Annotated in this window: 15 protein-coding genes and 2 pseudogenes; 2 read left to right on the top strand and 15 right to left on the bottom strand. The window is 74.2% G+C overall.

Features of this window, described 5'->3' with window-relative positions; all coding sequences use genetic code 11:
• Nucleotides 1-41: 41 nt before the first annotated feature.
• The 5 genes from ACIOGZ_RS10170 to pdhA all read right to left on the bottom strand — a co-directional run bounded on the left by ACIOGZ_RS10170 (nucleotide 42) and on the right by pdhA (nucleotide 6,629).
• A complete protein-coding gene (locus ACIOGZ_RS10170) occupies nucleotides 42-1,274 on the bottom strand; it encodes a M64 family metallopeptidase (RefSeq protein ID WP_363579840.1) in 1,233 nt (410 codons plus the stop codon).
• 176 nt (nucleotides 1,275-1,450) lie between these two features.
• Nucleotides 1,451-2,674 carry a benzoate/H(+) symporter BenE family transporter gene (locus ACIOGZ_RS10165; RefSeq protein WP_400985535.1) on the bottom strand — a complete coding sequence of 408 codons (1,224 nt, stop codon included), beginning with the start codon at nucleotides 2,672-2,674 and terminating at the stop codon, nucleotides 1,451-1,453.
• A 359-nt stretch (nucleotides 2,675-3,033) separates the two neighbouring features.
• The gene (locus tag ACIOGZ_RS10160) at nucleotides 3,034-4,485 is read right to left on the bottom strand and encodes a dihydrolipoamide acetyltransferase family protein (RefSeq protein WP_400985534.1); all 1,452 of its coding nucleotides are present in this window, start codon (nucleotides 4,483-4,485) and stop codon (nucleotides 3,034-3,036) included.
• Nucleotides 4,486-4,500: 15 nt separating this feature from the next.
• Nucleotides 4,501-5,475 (bottom strand): alpha-ketoacid dehydrogenase subunit beta, encoded by a 975-nt coding sequence (locus ACIOGZ_RS10155; protein WP_063348502.1) that lies wholly within the window; start codon nucleotides 5,473-5,475, stop codon nucleotides 4,501-4,503.
• Entirely contained in the window at nucleotides 5,475-6,629 is a 1,155-nt protein-coding gene (gene pdhA / locus ACIOGZ_RS10150) for a pyruvate dehydrogenase (acetyl-transferring) E1 component subunit alpha (protein ID WP_400985533.1), read from the bottom strand. The genes ACIOGZ_RS10155 and pdhA overlap by 1 nt, the downstream gene beginning before the upstream one ends.
• A gap of 426 nt (nucleotides 6,630-7,055) precedes the next feature.
• Here pdhA and ACIOGZ_RS10145 point away from each other — a divergent pair, with 426 nt between their 5' ends.
• Entirely contained in the window at nucleotides 7,056-7,715 is a 660-nt protein-coding gene (locus ACIOGZ_RS10145) for a response regulator transcription factor (RefSeq protein ID WP_350876661.1), read from the top strand.
• 67 nt (nucleotides 7,716-7,782) lie between these two features.
• A complete protein-coding gene (locus ACIOGZ_RS10140) occupies nucleotides 7,783-8,883 on the top strand; it encodes a phosphotransferase (RefSeq protein WP_363579844.1) in 1,101 nt (366 codons plus the stop codon).
• A gap of 20 nt (nucleotides 8,884-8,903) precedes the next feature.
• Here the strand turns inward: ACIOGZ_RS10140 and ACIOGZ_RS10135 are convergent, their stop codons facing one another.
• From ACIOGZ_RS10135 to ACIOGZ_RS10090, 10 genes and pseudogenes are all read right to left on the bottom strand, one after another.
• Complete coding sequence (locus ACIOGZ_RS10135; RefSeq protein ID WP_363579845.1) at nucleotides 8,904-10,634, bottom strand: protein kinase domain-containing protein; 1,731 nt, start codon at nucleotides 10,632-10,634, stop codon at nucleotides 8,904-8,906.
• A 183-nt stretch (nucleotides 10,635-10,817) separates the two neighbouring features.
• Nucleotides 10,818-12,305, bottom strand: coding sequence for a protein kinase domain-containing protein (locus ACIOGZ_RS10130; RefSeq protein WP_363627892.1), 1,488 nt, complete (start codon nucleotides 12,303-12,305; stop codon nucleotides 10,818-10,820).
• Between the two features lie 259 nt (nucleotides 12,306-12,564).
• A complete protein-coding gene (locus tag ACIOGZ_RS10125; RefSeq protein ID WP_350876669.1) occupies nucleotides 12,565-13,176 on the bottom strand; it encodes a bacterial proteasome activator family protein in 612 nt (203 codons plus the stop codon).
• A 201-nt stretch (nucleotides 13,177-13,377) separates the two neighbouring features.
• Entirely contained in the window at nucleotides 13,378-14,055 is a 678-nt protein-coding gene (locus ACIOGZ_RS10120; protein WP_363579847.1) for a hypothetical protein, read from the bottom strand.
• A gap of 134 nt (nucleotides 14,056-14,189) precedes the next feature.
• A complete protein-coding gene (locus ACIOGZ_RS10115) occupies nucleotides 14,190-15,167 on the bottom strand; it encodes an NAD(P)H-quinone oxidoreductase (protein WP_363579848.1) in 978 nt (325 codons plus the stop codon).
• Nucleotides 15,168-15,214: 47 nt separating this feature from the next.
• Nucleotides 15,215-16,261 carry a potassium channel family protein gene (locus ACIOGZ_RS10110; RefSeq protein WP_363619419.1) on the bottom strand — a complete coding sequence of 349 codons (1,047 nt, stop codon included), beginning with the start codon at nucleotides 16,259-16,261 and terminating at the stop codon, nucleotides 15,215-15,217.
• A 49-nt stretch (nucleotides 16,262-16,310) separates the two neighbouring features.
• The gene (locus ACIOGZ_RS10105) at nucleotides 16,311-17,612 is read right to left on the bottom strand and encodes a molybdopterin molybdotransferase MoeA (RefSeq protein ID WP_400985531.1); all 1,302 of its coding nucleotides are present in this window, start codon (nucleotides 17,610-17,612) and stop codon (nucleotides 16,311-16,313) included.
• Nucleotides 17,609-17,890: pseudogene (locus tag ACIOGZ_RS10100) on the bottom strand (DUF6457 domain-containing protein); the annotation flags it as partial. The pseudogene ACIOGZ_RS10100 and the gene ACIOGZ_RS10105, both read right to left, overlap by 4 nt.
• A 108-nt stretch (nucleotides 17,891-17,998) precedes the next feature.
• Nucleotides 17,999-18,568: pseudogene (locus ACIOGZ_RS10095) on the bottom strand (molybdenum cofactor guanylyltransferase); the annotation flags it as partial.
• 16 nt (nucleotides 18,569-18,584) lie between these two features.
• Nucleotides 18,585-19,604: an MBL fold metallo-hydrolase gene (locus ACIOGZ_RS10090; protein ID WP_363627895.1), complete on the bottom strand. Its 1,020-nt coding sequence runs from the start codon at nucleotides 19,602-19,604 to the stop codon at nucleotides 18,585-18,587.
• Nucleotides 19,605-19,836: the final 232 nt, after the last annotated feature.

Here is a 19,836-nt window from a genome sequence, read left to right as displayed (position 1 = left end):
CTCCACGGGGCGCGGACTCCACGGATTCCGCGGACCGGGCGTCAGCCGGTCACCGTCCAGGACACCGACCGGGTCATGTAGCGGTCCCGGAAGGCCTCGTCCCGCACCCAGTCGGTGGTGTCCCGGACGGTCGCCGTGACGGTGGCCGTCCGGCCCGGGGCCAGGTTCAGCTGGTCGGTGTCCAGCCAGGAGCCGTCGGCGGCCTGCGGCGTCACCGCGACGCCGTCCACCTTCCACTCGACCTTCAGCTGTCGCGGGCCGGTCAGCGGCACCGGCCGGACGTTCAGCCGGGGCCGCCCGCTCACCTCGCCGGGCGGCGGCGACGGGGTGTCGGTGGGCCGGATCCTGCGGTACAGCTCCTCCATGATCGCCTCGCGCGACGGCAGGTTGTAGGCGCTGCCCAGGGTGCGCATCACCGAGTCGGGGGTGGGCCGGTAGAGGCCGTTGGCGCTGCGGTAGGCGCCGACCGTCCCGGCGCCGTCCGGGGACTCCGCGCCCAGCCAGCGCCACCACTTGGTCTGCTTCTTGCGCATGTCGTCGGCGTCGAGGGTGGCGAGGTTCGGGTACTCGGCGTCGTCCGGGGCGCTGTCGTACTCGTCGCCGAGGTCCCCCACGGTGTGGCCGATCTCGTGCTGGATGATCCGCCCGGCGTCCGGGCTGCCGCCGGCCAGGGTGGTCACCCCGGTACCACCGGCGCCGCCGTACTCGGTGGAGTTGGCCAGGGCTATCAGGTACTGCGGCCCGGAGCTGTCGCCCGCGTACCGGGCGGTGGCGGCCTCGTCGGCGCAGAGCAGCCGGGCGGTGCCCTCGCACCAGAAGTGCATGCCGAGCGGGGTGGCGGGGTTGCGGCCGCGGCTCTCGGTCTCGGCTATCCCGGAGACCGGGGAGACCACTTCGACCCGCCGTATGTTGAAGAACCCCTGGTAGGTGCGGAACGGCTCGATGGCCATCAGCGCGTGCCAGGCCCGGTCGACCTGCTGTCGGAACAGGTCCTGTTCGGCGGCCGTGTAGCCGTCGCCGAGCAGGACCAGGGTGATCCGGTTGGCCGGGTCCCCGGTGCGGCGTATGTCGACGGTGGGCGCGGCCGTGACGGGCCGGCGGTCGGCGCGCTGTGCGCTGTGCGGCGGGACCGCCCGGTCGGCGGGGGCGCCCGGCCCGATCACGCCGAACGGCGAGGGGCCGACCAGCTCCAGGGCGGCGGGGAGTACGGCGGTGGACACCAGCACGAGCGCGGCCAGACTCCGAACGAGACGGCCAGGGTTGCCAGGTGGCATGCGGGTGCGTCCTCGGGGTTCCGGTCACCCGGCGTAGCCCGGGTGGTGGAGCGAAGACGTACCCGGACGGGTGTGTCACCCCTACCGCGCGCCGAAAAAGTCACCGACCTGGCCGAATGACCCTCACCACACCAGTCATCCCAATGACTGGAATCTGGCCGATGACAGGCCCCTCGTCAGCGCCTGCGGAGGTTCAGCACCAGGTGGGTGCCGAGGCCGAACAGCAGGCCCCAGAAGGCCGAGCCGATCCCGAACAGGCTCATCCCCGAGGCGCTGGCCAGGAAGGTCACCACCGCCGCGTCCCGCCCCCGCTCGTCCGCCACCGCCGCCGCCAGGCTGCCCTGCAGCGAGGCCAGCAGGGCGACCCCGGCGATCACCGCGATCAGTTCCTTCGGCAGGCCGGTGAACAGGCTCACCAGCACCCCGCCGAAGCTGCCCACCAGCACGTACAGCACGCCCGAGGACATCCCCGCGACGTAGCGGCGGCGCGGGTCGGGGTGGCTCTCCGGGCCGGAGCAGATCGCCGCCGTGATCGCCGCCAGGTTCACCCCCGGCGAGCCGAACGGCGCCAGCAGCAGCGACACCACACCGGTCGACCCGATCAGCAGCCGGTCGTCCGCCCGGTAGCCGAAGGCTCGCATCACCCCGAGGCCCGGTGCGTTCTGCGAGGCCAGCACCACGATCGTGAGTGGCAGCGCCAGCCCCACCGTGGCCGCCCAGGAGAACGCCGGCACGGTGAACACCGGCCGGGTCGGCCCGCCCGAGCCCAGGTGCAGCGGGAGTCCGACGGTCAGCGCCGCCAGCGCCCCGCCCACCAGCAGCGCCACCGGGACGGCGTACCGCGGGGCCAGCCGCTTGGCCAGCAGGAAGGCCGCGAGGCTGCCCACCACCAGCACCGGCGCGCCGTGCACGGCGCCGAAGATCCCGGCGCCGAAGGAGAACAGGATGCCCGCCAGCATCGCGTTGACGATCCCGGTCGGCACCGCCGCGATCAGCCGGCCGAACCAGCCGGTGACCCCGAAGAGCGTCACCACCACCGCGCTCACCAGGAACGCCCCCACCGCCTCCCGGTACGGGTACGCGCCCAGGCTGGTCACCAGCAGCGCGGCGCCCGGGGTGGACCAGGCGGTGATCACCGGGGTCCTGGTCCACCAGCTCAGCGCGAAGCCGCTCAGCCCGCTGCCGATGGCCACCGCCCAGATCCAGGACGCCGTGTGCGCCGCGTCCAGCCGCCCGGCGGACGCCGCCGCGAGCACCACCACCAGCGGACCCGAGAACGACACCGCGATGCAGACCAACCCCGCCAGCAGCGCCGGCCCCGACACGTCCCGCCGCAGCGACCGGCGCTCCCCGCCCCCGCCCGGCACCGTCTCCGGTCGGACCGTCAGCTCTTCAGTCATTCCGGAAGTATCCCGAACGCCGCGCCGGGGGCTCACGGAAAAGTCTTTGAAACCACCTGCAACCCCCGGCGAGGATGCACGTCTGTACGGATGAAGGCACGGGGGCGCGACCGGCGGGGCCGGGGCGCTTCCGCCCCACCCGGAGCGGGCCCGTCGTCCTCGCCCAGCCACGCCGTCAGACCCATGACCCCGGGGAGTCACGTCATGCGCGCGTCCGTCATCGGCTGGTCCTGATCGCCGCCCGCCGGCCTCGCCCCCAGCGACGGCCGACGGGCGGGCAGAAGCGGAGGGGCCTTCCCCCACACGGCGGTGTGGGGGAAGGCCCCTCCGTGGCTTCCCGTTCGTGACGTCCCGGGCCGTCAGCCCCAGGTGATCAGGCGCTTCGGGCGCTCCAGCAGCGCGGCCACGTCGGCCAGCACCTTGGAGCCCAACTCCCCGTCCACCAGGCGGTGGTCGAAGGAGAGCGCCAGCGCGGTCACCTGACGCGGGACGACCTTGCCCTTGTGCACCCACGGCATGTCCCGGATCGCGCCGACGGCGAGGATCGCGGCCTCGCCGGGGTTGAGGATCGGGGTGCCGGTGTCGACGCCGAAGACGCCGACGTTGGTGATGGTGATGGTCCCGCCCTGCATGTCGCCCGGCGAGGTCTTGCCCTGGCGGGCGGTGTCGATCAGCTCGCCCAGCGAGACGGCGAGGCCCGTGAGGGTCTTGCCGCCGGCGTCCTTGATGTTGGGGACGATCAGGCCGCGCGGGGTGGCCGCGGCGATGCCGAGGTTCACCTGGCCCTTGATGACGATCTCCTGGGCCGCCTCGTCCCACTGCGCGTTGATCTCGGGGTGCCGCTTGACCGCGGTGAGCAGCGCCTTGGCGACCAGCAGCAGCGGGCTGATCCGGACGTCCCGGCCCAACTCGCCGCTCTCCTTGAGCCGGCGGACGAACTTCATCGTGCGGGTCACGTCGACCTGGACGAACTCGGTGACGTGCGGGGCGGTGAAGGCCGAGGCCACCATCGCCTGCGCGGTCGCCTTGCGGACGCCCTTGATCGGCACCCGGACGTCGCCCGCCACGGTGACCGGCGCCGGCACCGCCGCCGCGACCGGCCCGGCCTCGACCGGCGCCGCCGGGGCGGCCTGCGCGGTGGCCAGGGCGGACGCGTGGGCGTGCACGTCCTCGCGGGTGATCACGCCGTCCCGGCCGGTCGGGACGACCGCGCGCAGGTCGATGCCGAGGTCCTTGGCCAGTTTGCGCACCGGCGGCTTGGCCAACGGCCGCTCCCCGGCGGGCTGTTCGGCCAGGACGGACGAGGCGGGCGCGGCCGACACGACCGGAGCGGCCGGCACGACGGGCGCGGCCGGCACGACGGGCGCGGCCGGAGCCGGCGTCGCGGTGACGGTCTTCGTGGTCGTGCGCCGGGCCCGGCGCTGGGCGGTGCCGGTGCGCGGGCCGTAGCCGACCAGCACCTCGCGCCGCTCGGGCTCGGCCGGTTCGGCCGGCGCGGCGGCGGCGACGGGTGCAACAGCAGCAGCGGCGACAGGAGCCGCGGCCCCGGCCTCCCCGGCGACCGCGACCGAGATGATCACGGTGCCGACGTCGACCGTCGCGCCCGCGGGGAAGAAGAGCTGATCGACGACCCCGTTGAACGGGATCGGCAGCTCCACCGCCGCCTTGGCGGTCTCCACCTCGCACACGACCTGCCCGTCGGTGACGGTGTCACCCGGCTTGACGTACCAGCTGAGGATTTCGGCCTCGGTCAGGCCCTCGCCCACATCGGGCATCTTGAACTCGCGGAGCGAGCGAACTTCGGTGGTCATCTTCGCTCCCCCGGATCAGTACGCGAGTGCGCGGTCGACGGCGTCGAGCACGCGGTCCAGGTCGGGGAGGAAGGCCTCCTCGACGCGGGACGGCGGATACGGCGCGTGGTAGCCGCCGACCCGCAGGACGGGCGCCTCCAGGTGGTAGAAGCACCGTTCGGTGAGCCGGGCGGCCAGTTCGGCACCCATGCCCAGGAAGACCGGCGCCTCGTGCACCACGACGGCCCGCCCGGTGCGCTTGACCGACTCCTCCAGGGTGGTGAAGTCCACCGGGGAGAGCGAGCGCAGGTCGACGACCTCCAGTCGGCGGCCGTCCTCCTCGGCGGCCGCGGCGGCCTCCAGGCAGACCTTGACCATCGGGCCGTAGGCGAGCAGCGTGGCATCGGTGCCGGAGCGCACGATCCGGGCGTCGTGCAGTCCGAGGTCGGCGGCGTCGCCGACCTCGCCCTTGTCCCAGTACCGGCGCTTGGGCTCCAGGAAGACCACCGGGTCGTCCGAGGCGATGGCCTGCCGCAGCATCCAGTGCGCGTCGTGCGCGTTGGACGGGCTGACCACGCGCAGGCCCGCGGTGTGCGCGAAGTACGCCTCGTGCGACTCGCTGTGGTGCTCGACCGCGCCGATGCCGCCCGCGAAGGGGATGCGGATGGTGACCGGGAGCTTGATGTTCCCGAGCGCGCGGGCGTGCATCTTGGCCAGCTGGGAGACGATCTGGTCGAAGGCCGGGTAGACGAAGCCGTCGAACTGGATCTCCACCACCGGGCGGTAGCCGCGCAGCGCCAGGCCGATCGCGGTGCCGACGATGCCGGACTCGGCGAGCGGGGTGTCGATCACCCGTCCCTCGCCGAAGTCCTTCTGCAGGCCGTCGGTGATCCGGAAGACGCCGCCGAGCTTGCCGATGTCCTCGCCCATCAGGACGGTCTTCGGGTCGCTCTCCAGCGACTTGCGCAGCGCGCCGTTGAGCGCCTTGGCAATGCTGAGCTGACCGGCCATCAGAGGTTCTCCCCCGCCTCGAAGGAGGCCGCGTACTGGACGTACTCGGCCCGTTCCTCATCGACCAGCGCGTGCGGCTCGCTGTACACGTGGTCGAAGATCAGGGTCGGGTCCGGGTCGGGCATGCCGCGCACGCCCTCGCGCACCCGCAGCCCCAGCCGCTCGCTCTCGGCGTCGATCGCGGTGAAGAACTCCTCGTCGGCCAGGCCCTCCTTCTCCAGGAGGGCGCGGAGCCGGGCGATCGGGTCCTTGGCCTTCCAGGCCTCGGTCTCCTCGGTGGGCCGGTAGCGGGTGGGGTCGTCGGAGGTGGTGTGCGCGCCCATCCGGTAGGTGAACGCCTCGATCAGCACCGGGCCGTTGCCGCTGCGGGCGTGGTCGAGCGCCCAGCGGGTGACGGCCAGGCAGGCCAGCACGTCGTTGCCGTCGACCCGGACGCCGGGGAAGCCGAAGCCGGAGGCGCGGCGGTACAGCGGGATCTTGGTCTGGGTGGTGGTGGGCTCTGAGATCGCCCACTGGTTGTTCTGGCAGAAGAACACCACGGGCGCGTTGTAGACCGAGGCGAAGGTGAAGGCCTCGTTGACGTCGCCCTGGCTGGAGGCGCCGTCGCCGAAGTAGGCGATGACCGCGTCGTCGGTGCCGTCCTTGCTGATGCCCATCGCGTAGCCGGTGGCGTGCAGGGCCTGCGCGCCGATCACGATGGTGTACAGGTGGAAGTTCTTCTCGTTCGGGTCCCAGCCGCCGTGGTTCACGCCCCGGAACATGCCGAGCAGGTTGAGCGGGTCGACGTCGCGGCACCAGGCGACACCGTGCTCGCGGTAGGTGGGGAAGGCGTAGTCGCCGGTGCGCATGGCACGGCCGGAGCCGACCTGGGCGGCCTCCTGGCCGAGCAGCGAGGCCCACAGGCCCAGCTCGCCCTGGCGCTGGAGTGCGGTGGCCTCGCCGTCGAACCGGCGGACCAGCACCAGGTCGCGGTAGAGGGCGCGCAGCTCCTCCGGGGTGGTGGTGAGCGGGTAGTCCGGGTGCTCGACCCGTTCGCCTTCCGGGGTGAGCAGCTGTACGAGCTCCGGCTGGGCGTCCTTCCCCGTGGCGCGGAGGGTGTCAGGGACGCCGGGGGCCGCCTTCTTGCGGGCCCTCGCCGTGCTTTTGACGGTCACGTTCACTCCTCGGTCTGTCCGGCCGCCCGGGGTCGCCGGTGACCGGTCCGGTCACCGCCTCGCGGGGCGCGCGTGGGTGTGCGCTCCTACTGCGGGGCAGGTGGTGATCCTGTTCCGACGGCGTCCCTCACGAGAACGTTACCCAGCGTCCGCCCTTGGCGCGCTTGCGCTAGGACGTCCTACTTGTTCAGGGCTTACAACCCCGAGGGTGCCGCGGGCAGCGCGCCGTCGGAAGGGTGGGGGTGACGGACCGCGTGACGCAGCTCTCAATTCGGGCGCCTTCAGGACACCAGCGCACGTTATCCGGGCGCGAGCCCGTACGTAAGGGGGTTCTCGGTATCGGTTTCGGACCGCCCCGGCCGGACCGCCTGACTGCGGCACCAGGGACGATAGGTCTTCCGTACGGTGATATGGGAGGCTTTGGACGTGACTGATAACGGACAAATCAGGGTTTTCCTGCTCGACGATCACGAGGTTGTCCGGCGGGGCGTGCACGACCTGCTCTCGGTCGAGGACGACATCGAGGTGGTCGGCGAGGCCGGCACCGCCGCCGAGGCGCTCACCCGGATCCCGGCGGTCCACCCCGACGTCGCGGTGCTCGACGTCCGGCTGCCGGACGGCAACGGGGTCGAGGTCTGCCGGGAGATCCGGTCCCGGCTGCCGGAGATCAAGTGCCTGATGCTGACCTCGTTCTCGGACGACGAGGCGCTGTTCGACTCGATCATGGCGGGCGCGTCCGGCTACGTCCTGAAGGCGATCCGCGGCACCGACCTGATCACCGCCGTCCGGGACGTCGCGGCCGGCAAGTCGCTGCTCGACCAGGTCGCCACCAGCCGGGTGCTGGCCCGGCTGCGCGACGGCGGCGAGAAGGAGGACGAGCGGCTGGCGCAACTCACCAAGCAGGAGCGCCGGATCCTCGATCTGATCGGCGAGGGGATGACCAACCGTCAGATCGGCAACGAGTTGCATCTGGCCGAGAAGACGGTGAAGAACTACGTCTCCAGTCTGCTCGCCAAGATGGGAATGGAGCGACGCACCCAGGCGGCGGCCTTCGTGGCGCGGCACCAGGCGGACCAGCAGCACTGATCAGAACAGCAATCACAGAACTGACGACTTGTCAAGGGCCCCCGCACGGGGGCCCTAACCTCTGGCTGTGACTTTCAGCCAGACCCTCTCCTGTTCCCCGGCCCGCCCCGACCTCTCCGCGCCGCCGATAGGGACCCTCAGTCCGCCCGTCCCGCGCGCCGCACTCGCCGAGGTCCTGGGCCGCTATCGGGTGGGGGGACTGCTGACCGCCGAACCGGTCGCCGAAGGCCTGCTGAACCGCGGGTACCGGGTCACCACCGAGACCGGCGCGTACTTCCTGAAGTGCTACGTCGACGCCGCCACCGCCAGCCGCCCGAAGATCGTCGCCCACCACCGGGCGATGGCCGGGCTCCAGGCCCTCGGACTGCCCGTCGCACCCCCGCTGACCTGCGCCGAACGAGCCGGCACGGTGGCCGGCTACGGCGGCCGGCTGTTCGCGCTGTTCCCCTGGGTGGATGGCCGACACCGGCACGGTACCGACCTCTCCCCGCCGCAGTGCGACGCGCTCGGCGCGCTGCTCGGCCGACTGCACGGCGCGCTCGACGACGTGTGCGCCCCCTTCGAACAGCCCCCCGGCTACCGCACCGCCGACCCCCTCGACAGCGCCGACCTCGCCCGCGACCTGCGGCGCCACGCCCGCGCCCACCGCCCGTACGGCGACCTGGACGCGCTGGTCGAACGGAGGCTCACCGAAAGGCTGGAACTGCTCGCCGAACACGCCCACCGCCGCCCCGCCCCGCAGACCGCCCCGCCCACCGGCTGGACCCACGGCGACTTCCACGGACTCAACCTGCTGTACGGCGACGGCCCCGACGGCGGCCCGGTCGCGGCCGTCCTGGACTGGGACAAGCTCGGCCCACAGCCGCGCGCCGAGGAGGCCGTCCGCGCCGCCACGTTGCTCTTCAACGACCGGGCGTCCGGCACCCTCGACCTGGTGCGGGTCCGCCACTACTCGCAGTCCTACCGGGCCACCGGAGCCGCCACCGCCGAACACCTGGCCGCCGCCGTCCACCGGGTCTGGTGGGAGCGGCTGAACGACTTCTGGATGCTCCAGTGGCGCTACCAGCGGGCCGACCACCGGGCCGACCCGCTCTACCCCGCCTCGGCCGGCCAGTTGACGTGGTGGTGCCAGGAGTACGAACAGGTCCTGGACGCCTTCGCCAACTGACCGGTGTCAGCGCGGCCCGATCAGGGCGTCGCCGGCGGCTGGGTCGCGGGCGGCTGGGTCGCCGGCGGGTTCGACTTGGTCGCCGGCGGCTGCGTGGCCGCCCCCGTGCTGCCGCCGCTTCCCGTGCTCGGGGTGGTCGGCGCCGTGCTGGGCGTGCCGGGCGCCGTGGTGGGCGGCTGCGTGTGGCTGGGGGTCTGGCTGGGCGACGCGGGCGTCGAGTGCTTGCCCGAACCCGGCGACGGCGACATGTTGTTGTTGCCGTTGTTGTTGCCGTTGTTGTTGCCGCCGCTGCCGCCGTTGTTGTAGCCGCCGCCGTTGCTGCCGTTCTCGGTCGGCTGCGTCGGGCGCCGGCTGCCGGTGTTGGACGCGGGCGGGCTCTGCGAGCCGCTCTGGGGCGGCGTGCTGGGCTCGGTCGTGCTGACCGCCGGGAGCGGCGTCGGCGGCACGGTGTGCGAGTTCCCGGGTTCGTTGCCGCTGAACGCGAACGCCATGCCGACCCCGGCCGCGAGCAGCACGGCCGCGGCGCCGGCCACCCAGGCCCACGGCCCGCGCCGGCGGCCGGAGCCGCCGTCGTCGTCGCCGCCACCGCCGCCGTAGGGGCCGCCGGCCCCCGGGTAGGGCGTCGACGGGGTGTGCGGGCCGCCCGGGCCCCCCATCCCCTGGTAGGGCAGCACCGAGGTCTGGTCGCCGGGGCCGATCGCGCCGAAGGCCGCGGTGGCCGCGGTCTGGTCGGGCCGGATCACCTGGGTGGCGTCGGTGTTCCCCTGCCCCGCAGCGGCCAGCCCGGCCGTGGTGCCGGCCCAGCCCGCGCCGCCCGCGCCGTGCATCTCGCGCAGCGCGTGCTGGACGTGCGCGCGGAACTCGTCGGCGTCCTGGAAGCGGTCGTCCGGGTTCTTGGCCAGCGAGCGCAGCACCAGCTGGTCCAGCCCGACCGGCACCCGGCCGTTGGCCTGCGAGGGCGGCACCGGCATGTCCTGGACGTGCTGGTAGACCACCGAGAGCGGGGTGTCGCCGGTGAACGGCGGGCGCAGCGCCAGCAGTTCGTACAGCATGCAGCCGGCCGCGTACAGGTCGGAGCGGTGGTCGACGGGCTTGCCGAGGGCCTGCTCGGGCGAGAGGTACTGCGGGGTGCCCATGACCATGCCGGTCTGGGTCATGGTGCTGGCCGTGCCGGTCAGCGCCCGGGCGATACCGAAGTCCATCACCTTGACGGCGCCCGCGGTCGTGATGATCACGTTGGCGGGCTTGATGTCCCGGTGGACGATGCCGTTGCGGTGGCTGTACGCCAGCGCCTCCAGCACCCCGGCGATGATGATCAGTGCCTGGTCGACCGGCGGCGCGTCCTCGTCCACCAGCAGCTCGCGGACGGTCCGGCCCTCGACCAGCTCCATCACGATGTACGGCGTGGACTCGTCCCCGGCGTACTCCTCGCCGGTGTCGTAGACCGCGACGATCGAGTGGTGGTTGAGCCCCGCGACGGCGTGTGCCTCGCGGGTGAACCGCAGCCGGGCGATGTCGTCCTGGGCCAGCTCGCCGCGGAGCAGCTTGACCGCGACCGTCCGTCCCAGCCGTACGTCCTCGGCCGCGAACACCTCGGCCATGCCGCCGCGGCCGAGCCGGTAGGTCAGCCGGTAGCGGCCGTCGCCGACCGTGCCCAGCGGCGCGGCCGTACCGCGGCCGGGGGTCTGCGGGCCGCCGGGCCCGACCGGGGGAAACGCGCTGGTCGCGGCGTCGCTGCCGGGTCCGGGCATCCTCGGCGTCCCGCCGGTCCGGCCGTCAGCTCCGGCACCCGTTCCGTCATCCGGCTGCTGCGTCTGTGCCATCGCTCCTCGCCCCGGGCGTTCGCTCGGATCGCGGTGCCCTGTCGCTTCGTATCCCCGAACGCTACCGCCTCCGGCGCGGGCCCGTGGCACGCCCGAACCGGCCGGAAAGCGTCAGAGCAGGCCATTCCGGTCGACCGGAAGGTCAACCACCAGCACCACTGCGGGCCGCTCACCGGTGGTGTGCCCGGTCTTGGTCTTCGACTTGTTGTCCTGCGCCTTGTTGACCACGATCGCGATGATGATGCCGGCCAGCACGAGCACGCCGACGATGATCACGATGACGACCGCGGCCGTCGAGCAGCCGCCGCCGCTGGGCGCCTTCGGCTGCTGGTACGGCGGCATCGGCTGCGGCGGCGGGGTGTGCGCCCGCTGCGGCGGGGCCTGCTGGAGGTACTGGGGGTGCGGCGTGTGCGGCCCTTGTGGACGCGGCGGCTGGAAGGCCGGCGGCGGGGTCCGGTACTGCGGCTGCTGCGGCGGCGGAGGCTGCTGGAGGTACTGGGGGTGCGGGGTCTGCGGCCCCTGTGGACGCGGCGGCTGGAAGGCCGGCGGCGGGGTCCGGTACTGCGGCTGCTGCGGCGGCGGAGGCTGCTGCGGAGACTGCTGGAGGTACTGGGGGTGCGGGGTCTGCGGGGTCTGCGGCGCCGCGTGCACCGAGCGCGGGCCCTCGTTGATCACCAGCGGCGTACTGGCCTGCAACGGGTGCCCGCTGCCGCCGCCCTTCGCGGCCGCGATCAGCCGCTCCGCCTCGTCCCGCATCGCCGCCGCGCTCTGGAACCGGTGCGCCGGGTCCTTGCGCAGCGCCTGGGCGACGAAGGCGTCCACCGCCGGGGTGACCGACCGGTTGAGGGTGGACGGCGCCGGCGGCTCCTCCTGGACGTGCTTGTAGGCGATCGAGAACGCCGAGTCGCCGTCGAAGACCAGCTGCCCGGTGAGCATCTCGAAGAGCATCACGCCGACCGAGTAGAGGTCGGAGCGGGCGTCCACCGGCTTGCCGAGCGCCTGCTCGGGCGACAGGTACTGCGGGGTGCCGACCACCATGCCGGTCTGCGTCATCGACGTGGCGCCCGGTTCCAGCGCCCGGGCGATGCCGAAGTCCATGACCTTGACGTTGCCCTTGCGATCGAACATGACGTTGCCGGGCTTGATGTCGCGGTGCACCAGGGACATGTCGTGCGAGGCCTCCAGCGCGTTCAGCACGCCGACGACGACCCGCAGGGCCTCCTCGGTCGGCATCGCGCCGTACTGGGCGACCGCCTCGTTGATCGCCTCGCGCAGGCCCTTGCCGTCGACCAGCTGCATGACGATGTACGGGGTGCTGGAGCCGTCCGGCGCGACGTCCTCGCCGCTGTCGTACACCGTGACGATGTTCGGGTGCTCCAGCCGGGCCACCGCCTGCGCCTCGCGGCGGAACCGCTCCTTGAACGAGGCGTCCCGGCCCAGCTCGTTGTGCATGCTCTTCAGCGCGACCTGCCGGTCCAGCACGCTGTCGTACGCGAGGTGCACCGAGGCCATGCCGCCCTCGCCCAGCAGCCGCTGCAGCACATAGCGGCCGTTGCCCAGGGAGGAGCCCCCGACCGCCGCGTTGCCGTGCTCGCTCATGGTCCTCTGCTCCCCCTCGGCGCGGCCGTGGCGCCGCGACCGTGACGTTCGGTCTCGTCCGTGCGTGGTGGGCCGGGCCCGCGGGCCTGGCGGACCCCTGCCGCGGCGGTGCGACCGGCCTGCGACAGGGGTCAGGGTACCGGCTGACGCCGACGGTGATCGGTCCAGGGCCGGTCCTGCCCCCGGACCGCCGGGGCGCCCTCCGGCGGCGCCCCGGCCCGGGGCGGACCGTCGTGGTACGTCCGGTGTCGGCGGCCCGTTACAGGTACGGGCCGGAGCGGATGCCGCGGCCCTGGCCCGGCTCGTCCTCGTCCGGCTCGCCGCCGTGCAGACCGGGCGGCAGCGCCCGCCGCATCTGCTCCAGCTGGGCCCGCGCCGCCATCTGCTGGGCGAACAGCGCGGTCTGGATCCCGTGGAACAGGCCCTCCAGCCAGCCGACCAGCTGGGCCTGGGCGATCCGCAGCTCCGCCTCGGTCGGAATGCTGTCCTCGGTGAAGGGCAGCGACAGCCGTTCCAGCTCGGCGACCAGCTCGGGGGCCAGACCGAGCTCCAGCTCCTTGATCGAGCTGGCGTGGATGTCCTTCAGCCGGGCCCGGCTGGCCTCGTCGAGGGGCGCCGCCCGGACCTCCTCCAGCAGCTGCTTGATCATGCTGCCGATGCGCATGACCTTCGCGGGCTGCTCGACCATCTCGGTCACCGGGAGCTCCCGCGGCAGGTCGCCCTCGTCCTCGTCCCCCGCCGAGCCGGCGAACCCCTGGCCCACGGGCAGCCCGTCCGGTCCGACGATCAGCACCTTCTGGCCGTCCTGCGACTGCCCGCCCGCGGCCTGGAATGGCTGCTGAAACGAGCGCTCGTTCATCGGATTCGTCATGAACAACATTCTCTCTCACTGGGGTTGGTCGGGCGGAAGCCCCCGTACAACCGCCGTCCTGAGCCACCGCTGACGACGGTACGCCCCCGGGCGCCGCCCCGGAATCCGTACGGATACTCAGCTCCCGGCCCGCCCCGGCCCCCCTGGGGCGTGCACACACCCCTCACGGAACCTACCCCGCCGCCGCCCCCACCCCGCGGCTCACCCCCGGCGCAGCCGCAACCCGATCAACCCCAGGCCGCAGCCGATCAACCCCAGCCCCGCGCCCAGCGGGAACTGGACGGTCGAGGCGTCCCGCCAGCGGGCGGGCAGGACGGCGGGGACGGCGGCGGCGACGGCTTGGGCGGCCGCGGTGGCGGCGTCCGGTGCGGCGTCGGCGCCGGGAGCCGCCGCGTCCGGGGTGCCCTGGTCGGCCTCGGGCTGGTCCCCCGCACCGGCCTGCCCGGTGCTCCGGTCAGGAACCTGGTCGGGGTTCTGCTCGGGAACCTGCGCAGGGTTCTGCTCGGGGTTCTGCTCGGGAGCCCGCTCCGGCGCCCGCTCCGGGGCGCTGTCGGCGCGCTCGGGCGCCCACACCGCCCAGCGCCGGTAGACCCCGTCGCCCCGGCCGGGGCGCGGGTGCCGCGGCGGCCCGACCGCCGGAACGGCCGCTGGCTCCGGCCTGCCCACGGCGGCGGGCTCAGCGGTGAACGGGGACGGCGACGCCGCCGCCGGCCCGACGGCGGCGGCCGCCGAAGCGGCGGCCAGCGGGAGCGTGAGCCCGAGCACGGCCGCCGCGATCAGTCGCTGGGCCCGGCCCGGGCCGGTACGGCGGGTACGGCGGGTACGACGGTGGTGCGGCGCGGCGGGCAGCGGCCCGAGGAGGTGCGTTGGTGCGGCCACGGTCGGAGGTCCTTCCGACGGCCGACCGCGCGCGGCGGGGTCGGCGGCGGGACAGCTCCGAACCAGCCTCACACAATCCGACGATCAGGGCATTTCGGACGTCCCGCCTCGGGCCGCAGGCCCTCGGACCAGGATCAGGCCCGCAGCACGACCTTGCCGACCTGCTCCCCCGCCTCCAGCACCCGGTGCCCGTCGCCGGCGTCGGTCAGCGGCAGCACCCGGTCGATCACCGGCTTCACCACCCCGGACTCCACCAGCGGCCACACGTGCTCGCGCACCGCCGCCACGATCGCCGCCTTCTCCGCCAACGGGCGCCCGCGCAGATTGGTGGCGATCACCGCGGCGCGCTTGCGCAGCAGCGCGTTGAGGTCGAGCTCGCCCTTCACGCCGCCCTGCAGCCCGATGATCACCAGCCGCCCGTTGACGGCCAGCGCGTCCACGTTCCGCTGCAGGTACTTGGCGCCCATGATGTCCAGGATCACGTCCACCCCGGCCCCGCCGGTGGCCTCCTTGAGCACCTCGACGAAGTCCTGCTCGCGGTAGTCGATCGCGATGTCGGCACCGAGTTCGACGCACCGGGCCAGCTTCCCGGCGCTGCCCGCGGTCACCGCGACCCGCGCGCCCACCGCCTTGGCCAGCTGGATCGCCATGGTCCCGATGCCGCTCGCGCCGCCGTGCAGCAGCACCGTCTCGCCGGGCCGCAGGTGGGCGGTGAGGAACACGTTGGACCACACCGTGCAGGCGACCTCGGGCAGCGCGGCGGCCTCCTCGAAGCCCAGGCCCTTGGGCAGCGGCAGCAGCTGCCCGGTCGGCACCGCGACGAGCTGCGCGTACCCGCCGCCGGACAGCAGCGCGCACACCTCGTCGCCGACCGCCCAGCCGGACACGCCCGGGCCGAGGGCGACGATCCGCCCGGCGCACTCCAGCCCGGGGTAGGGCGAGGCGCCGGGCGGCGGGTTGTAGTTGCCCTGCCGCTGGAGCAGGTCGGCGCGGTTGACGGCGGTGGCCGCCACCTCGACCAGGACCTCGCCCTCGCCGGGCACCGGGTCGGGCACCTCCGCCCACACGAGTGCCTCGGGACCACCGGGTACGGGAATCGTCATCGCATGCATGCCCCGAACCTACTGCGCGTCATGGCGAGGAGCGGGCAAGGCCCGCGTCAGCCGGTCGACTTGATCACGATCACCCGGTCGGTGAGCTGGAGCACGGCGGCCTCGGGCTCGGTGTAGTTGAGCACCCGCCGGCCGCGGACCACCGCGACCACCAGGTCCTCGCACGCGCGCGGGCTGTGCCCGGCCTCGGCCCGGGTGACGGGGCGCTCGACCACGTCCAGGCCGTTGCCGTAGGTGAGCAGGTCCTCCATCACCGCGCCGGCGTGCGGGCTGAGCATCGACAGGCCGAGCAGCCGCCCGGCCGAACTGGAGCTGGTCACGACGACGTCGGCGCCGCTCTGCCGCAGCAGCGGGGCGTTCTCGTCCTCCCGGACGGCCGCGACCACGGTGGCGCCCTTGTTCAGCTGGCGCGCCGTCAGCGTGACCAGGACGGCGGTGTCGTCCCGTTCCGGCGCGACCACGACCCGGGCGGCGGTGGGCACCTCGGCCCGCAGCAGCGTGTCGGTGCGGGTGGCGTCGCCGACCACGCCGACCAGCCCGTGCCGGGCGGCCTGGTCGATCACCTTGCGCTGCGGGTCGACGACGACGATCTCGTCCTTCTTCACGCCCTGCCCGAGCAGGGTGTCGACGGCGCTGCGGCCCTTGGTGCCGTACCCGATGACGACGGTGTGCTCGCGCACGGTGGACCTCCAGCGGTTCAACCGCCACTGCTGGCGGGTTCGTTCGGTGAGCACCTCCAGCGTGGTCCCGACCAGGATGATCAGGAACACCACGCGCAGCGGGGTGATCACGAAGATGTTGGTGAGCCGGGCGCCGTCGCTGTACGGGGTGATGTCGCCGTACCCGGTGGTGGACAGCGTCACGGTGGCGTAGTACGCCGCGTCCAGGAAGCTGACCCCGTCGCCCGCGTTGTCGTTGTAACCGTCCCGGTCGACGTAGACGATCAGCGTCGTGGCGACCAGGACGGCGAGCGCCAGCAGCAGCCGGGAGCCGACCTGCCGGAGGGCCGGCGCGCTCCGCCGGGCGGGCAGCACGATCCCGGCGTCCGACCACGGCTCGGTCCCCGGGGCGGGCGCACCCCGCAGCCTGCTCATGCGGCCACCTCCCCGCTGTCGTGGGGCGCGCACGCCCCGGTGGGCCCGTTCACGGCGCCTCCAGCAGTTCGACGGGTTCGCCGGCCGCCGCGCCGCCGGGCGGGACCACGGCCAGCGCCTCGGCCCGGGCGAGGCCGCGCAGCATCGCGGGCCCGTCGAAGGCGAGCGGGACGACGCCGTCGGCGGTGTGCCGGACGGGCAGCAGCCGGGTGTCCACCGGGTGCCCGGGCAGGCCGACGGCGGTGGGTGCGAGGGCCGGGGTGACGGCGGACCGCCCGCTGCGGGCGTGCAGCAGCGGCAGGGCGAGGGTGACCGTCCCGGCGACGGCGGCCAGCGGGTTGCCGGGCAGGCCCACCAGGTGCCGCCCGCCCGGAAGCCCACCCGGAAGCCCACCCGGAAGCCCGGCTGGGTCCCCGCCCGGAAGCCCGCTCCGGGCGGGGCCGGCCGACGGGCATGCGGCCGACGGGAGTTCGGCCAGCAGCATCGGGTGTCCGGGGCGGACGGCCACGCCGTCCACCAGCAGCCGGGCCCCGGCCTCGGCGAGGGCCCGGTGCAGGAAGTCGACCGGGCCGGCCGCCGTTCCGCCGGTGGTGACCACGATGTCGGCGGTGGAGTGCCGCAGCGCGTCCCGGAGCAGCCCGAAGTCGTCCCGGACGGACCGCACTTCGGCCACCTCGGCACCGGCCGCCCGCAGCCAGGGCGGCAGCAGCGGCCCGAGCGCGTCCCGGACCAGGCCCGGACCTGGGACGCCCGAGGCGAGCAACTCATCGCCGAGGACGAGCAGTTCGACCACGGGGCGACGGCGCACGGCGAGCCGGTCGTGACCGCAGGCGGCGGCCAGGCCGAGCACGGCCGGGCCGACCAGGGCGCCACCGGGCAGCAACGCCTCGCCGCGGCGGCACTCCTGGCCGCGCGGACGGACGTCCTGACCGGTGGTCAGCGATTGGTGGCCGCAGTCGTACAGCAGCGTGCCGTCCGCGCGGCCGTGCTCACGGCGCAGGACGGCGGTGGCGCCGGGCGGCAGTTGGGCGCCGGTGGCGATCTCGACGGCGGCGCCGTCGGCCAGCGGCGCGGACGCGGCCCGGCCGGCCAGCACCCGCCCGGCGACCCGCCAGGGGCCCGGCCCGGCGACCGCCCAGCCGTCCATCGCGGAGGTGTCGAAGGCGGGCAGGTCGGTCAGCGCGGTGAGCGGCTCGGCGAGGGTGCGGCCGAGCGCCTCGGCGAGCGGCAGCCCGACCGCCGGCAGCGGACGCAGCCCGGCCCGGCGGGCGGCCTCGCGGGCCTGCGCCCAGCTCAGCACGCCGGGGCCGGTCGGCGGGGCGGCCACGGTGGTCTGGCCGACGGCGCTCACGGCTCGCCCGGCCCGGCGTCGGCGCTCCAGCGCTCGGCGAGCGCGGCGGTCCGCCGGGCGGCCTCGGCCACGGCCTCCGGCCCGCCGCCCTGCTGGGCGGCCGCGTAGCCGATCAGAAAGGCGGTCAGCGGCGCGGCCGGGCGGGCCACCCCGTGCGCCACCACCCGGGCGAGGTCGAGCAGTCCCCGGACGTCGACGTCCAGGTCGATGCCCAGGTCGGCCCTGACCTCGGCGATCCAGTCTTCCAGCGTGCGCTCCATGCGCCCATGCTGCCTGATCGGCGGTTTCCCCGGAGTGTTCGCCCCGTGTGCGGCGCGCGTCGTTTCCCGCACGGACACCCGCGCGGGCCGTGAACACGGACCCGGAGGGCGCCCCTACGACCGGTCGCGCTCCCGGGCCTGTTCGAGGTCCTCCCAGGTGTCGCAGTCGTAGGCGACGTTGTCGGTGTCGGCCACCAACTGCCGGGCGAGACCGCCGGTGAGGCGGCGCAGCGGGAGACCGGCCGGATCGCCGAGGGCGGCCAGCGCGGTGCGCAGCGGGGCGGTGCGGTAGGCGGCGGCGAGCGGCTGGTCGCGCCCGCCGGCGTCGACCAGGACGGCGGCGTCGACGGCCGGGCCTGCCTCGGCGAGGGCGGTGACCAGCCGGTCGACGGTCCGCCGGTCCAGGAACGGCAGGTCGGCGGCGAGCAGCAGCACGGTCGGCGCGGTGACCAGGTCGAGTCCGGCGGCGACGGCGGCGACCGGCCCACCGCCCGGCGGCTGCTCCCTGGTCCAGCGGACGCCGGTGCGCGCGGTCGGCCGGCCGGGGCCGACCACGACGGTGGTGCGGGCGCCCGCGCAGGCCGCGAGCACCCGGTCGAGCAGGGTGGTCTCGCCCACGGTCAGCCCGGGTTTGTCGGCCCCGCCGAGGCGACGGGCGCCCCCGCCGGCCGGGACGATCACGTCGTAGGGCGTCATGCGGCCAGTATCCGCCCTACTCGGCTCCGCCCGTCCCGCGCTCCGGGGACTCCGTGGACTCCTCGGGCTCCTCGACGAGCTCGTCCTCGACGATCTCCGCCTCGATGATGTCGTCCTCGACGATCTCCGCCTCGACGATCTCGCCCCCTCGCGCCGCCCGGGCGGTGTTGGCGGCGGCACCCAGTTCCAGGATGGCCGGCAGCGTCAGCTCCCCGTACCGCTCGTTCATCGCGGTGACCAGTGCCTCCGGGTCGTGCGGGTGCTCGGCCAGCAGCCGGTCGAAGTCCTGGAGGTACTCGCCGGTGAAGGCGAGCACCCGGGCGGCGTCGTCGCCCTGGTCGGGGGCGCGGTGGCCGGCGATGACCCGGTCCACGCCGAGGTCGGCGATCCGGCCGAGGTTGTGGCCCCAGGTGGTGCGCTGGGCCGGGGTGGTGTCGGCGGTCCAGACGTGGGTGCCGTTGTAGGCGAAGTCCCCGGCGATCACCGTCCGGATGCTCGGCACGTGGACGACCGTCGAGTCGCCGCAGTCGGCCTGGCCGAGCAGCAGCACGGGGATGACCTGGCGGTCGAGCATGAGCGGCTGCGGCAGCAGCGGGGCGGGGATCAGCGGGTGGTCCGGGATGTCGTCGCCGTAGACCGGCTTCCACTGGGCGACCTTGGCGGCGGCGGTGCGCCGGATGCCGTCGACCACGGCGGGCGCGGCCAGCAGCCGGGCGTCGGGGAAGAGCCTCAGCACCTCCTCGGCGCCGAAGTAGTGGTCGGGGTGGTGGTGGGTGACGACGATGGCGAGCAGTCGGCGGCCCTTGCCGGCGACCCATTCGGCGAGTTCGCGGCCGGCGCTGCGGGTGAGCTGGGCGTCGACCAGGATCGCGGTCCGCTCGCCGAGGATCAGGGTGGAGGTGGCGAAGAAGGCCGATTCGGGGCCGGTGAAGACGGCGATCTCCAGCGGGCGGGCGGGCCGCTCGGGGTCCGGGGCGGCGGCCTCGGCGGCCGTGCGCTCCGCGCCGGCGCCCTCCTCGGGCGGGGACGACGTCACTGGCTGCTCCCTCTGGTCGGCGGTCGGACTTCCTGCGCCCTACAGCATGGGAGTACCGGTGTCGGATTGCGCGGAAGGCGCGCCCGGCGGGGCGCGCCTTCCGGCTCAGGTCACACCGCGGTTCAAACGGCCGGCGCCTCGGCGTTGTGGGCGGCCTGCCCCAGGGCACGTAACCGCCCGGGGCCCGTCCGTCGTGACGACGGACGGGCCCCGGGCGGTTACGTCGTGGAGG

Source organism: Kitasatospora sp. NPDC088160 (assembly GCF_044741445.1).
In the GTDB taxonomy this organism is placed as follows: Bacteria; Actinomycetota; Actinomycetes; order Streptomycetales; family Streptomycetaceae; genus Kitasatospora.
This window is presented reverse-complemented; position numbering and strand designations above follow the sequence as displayed.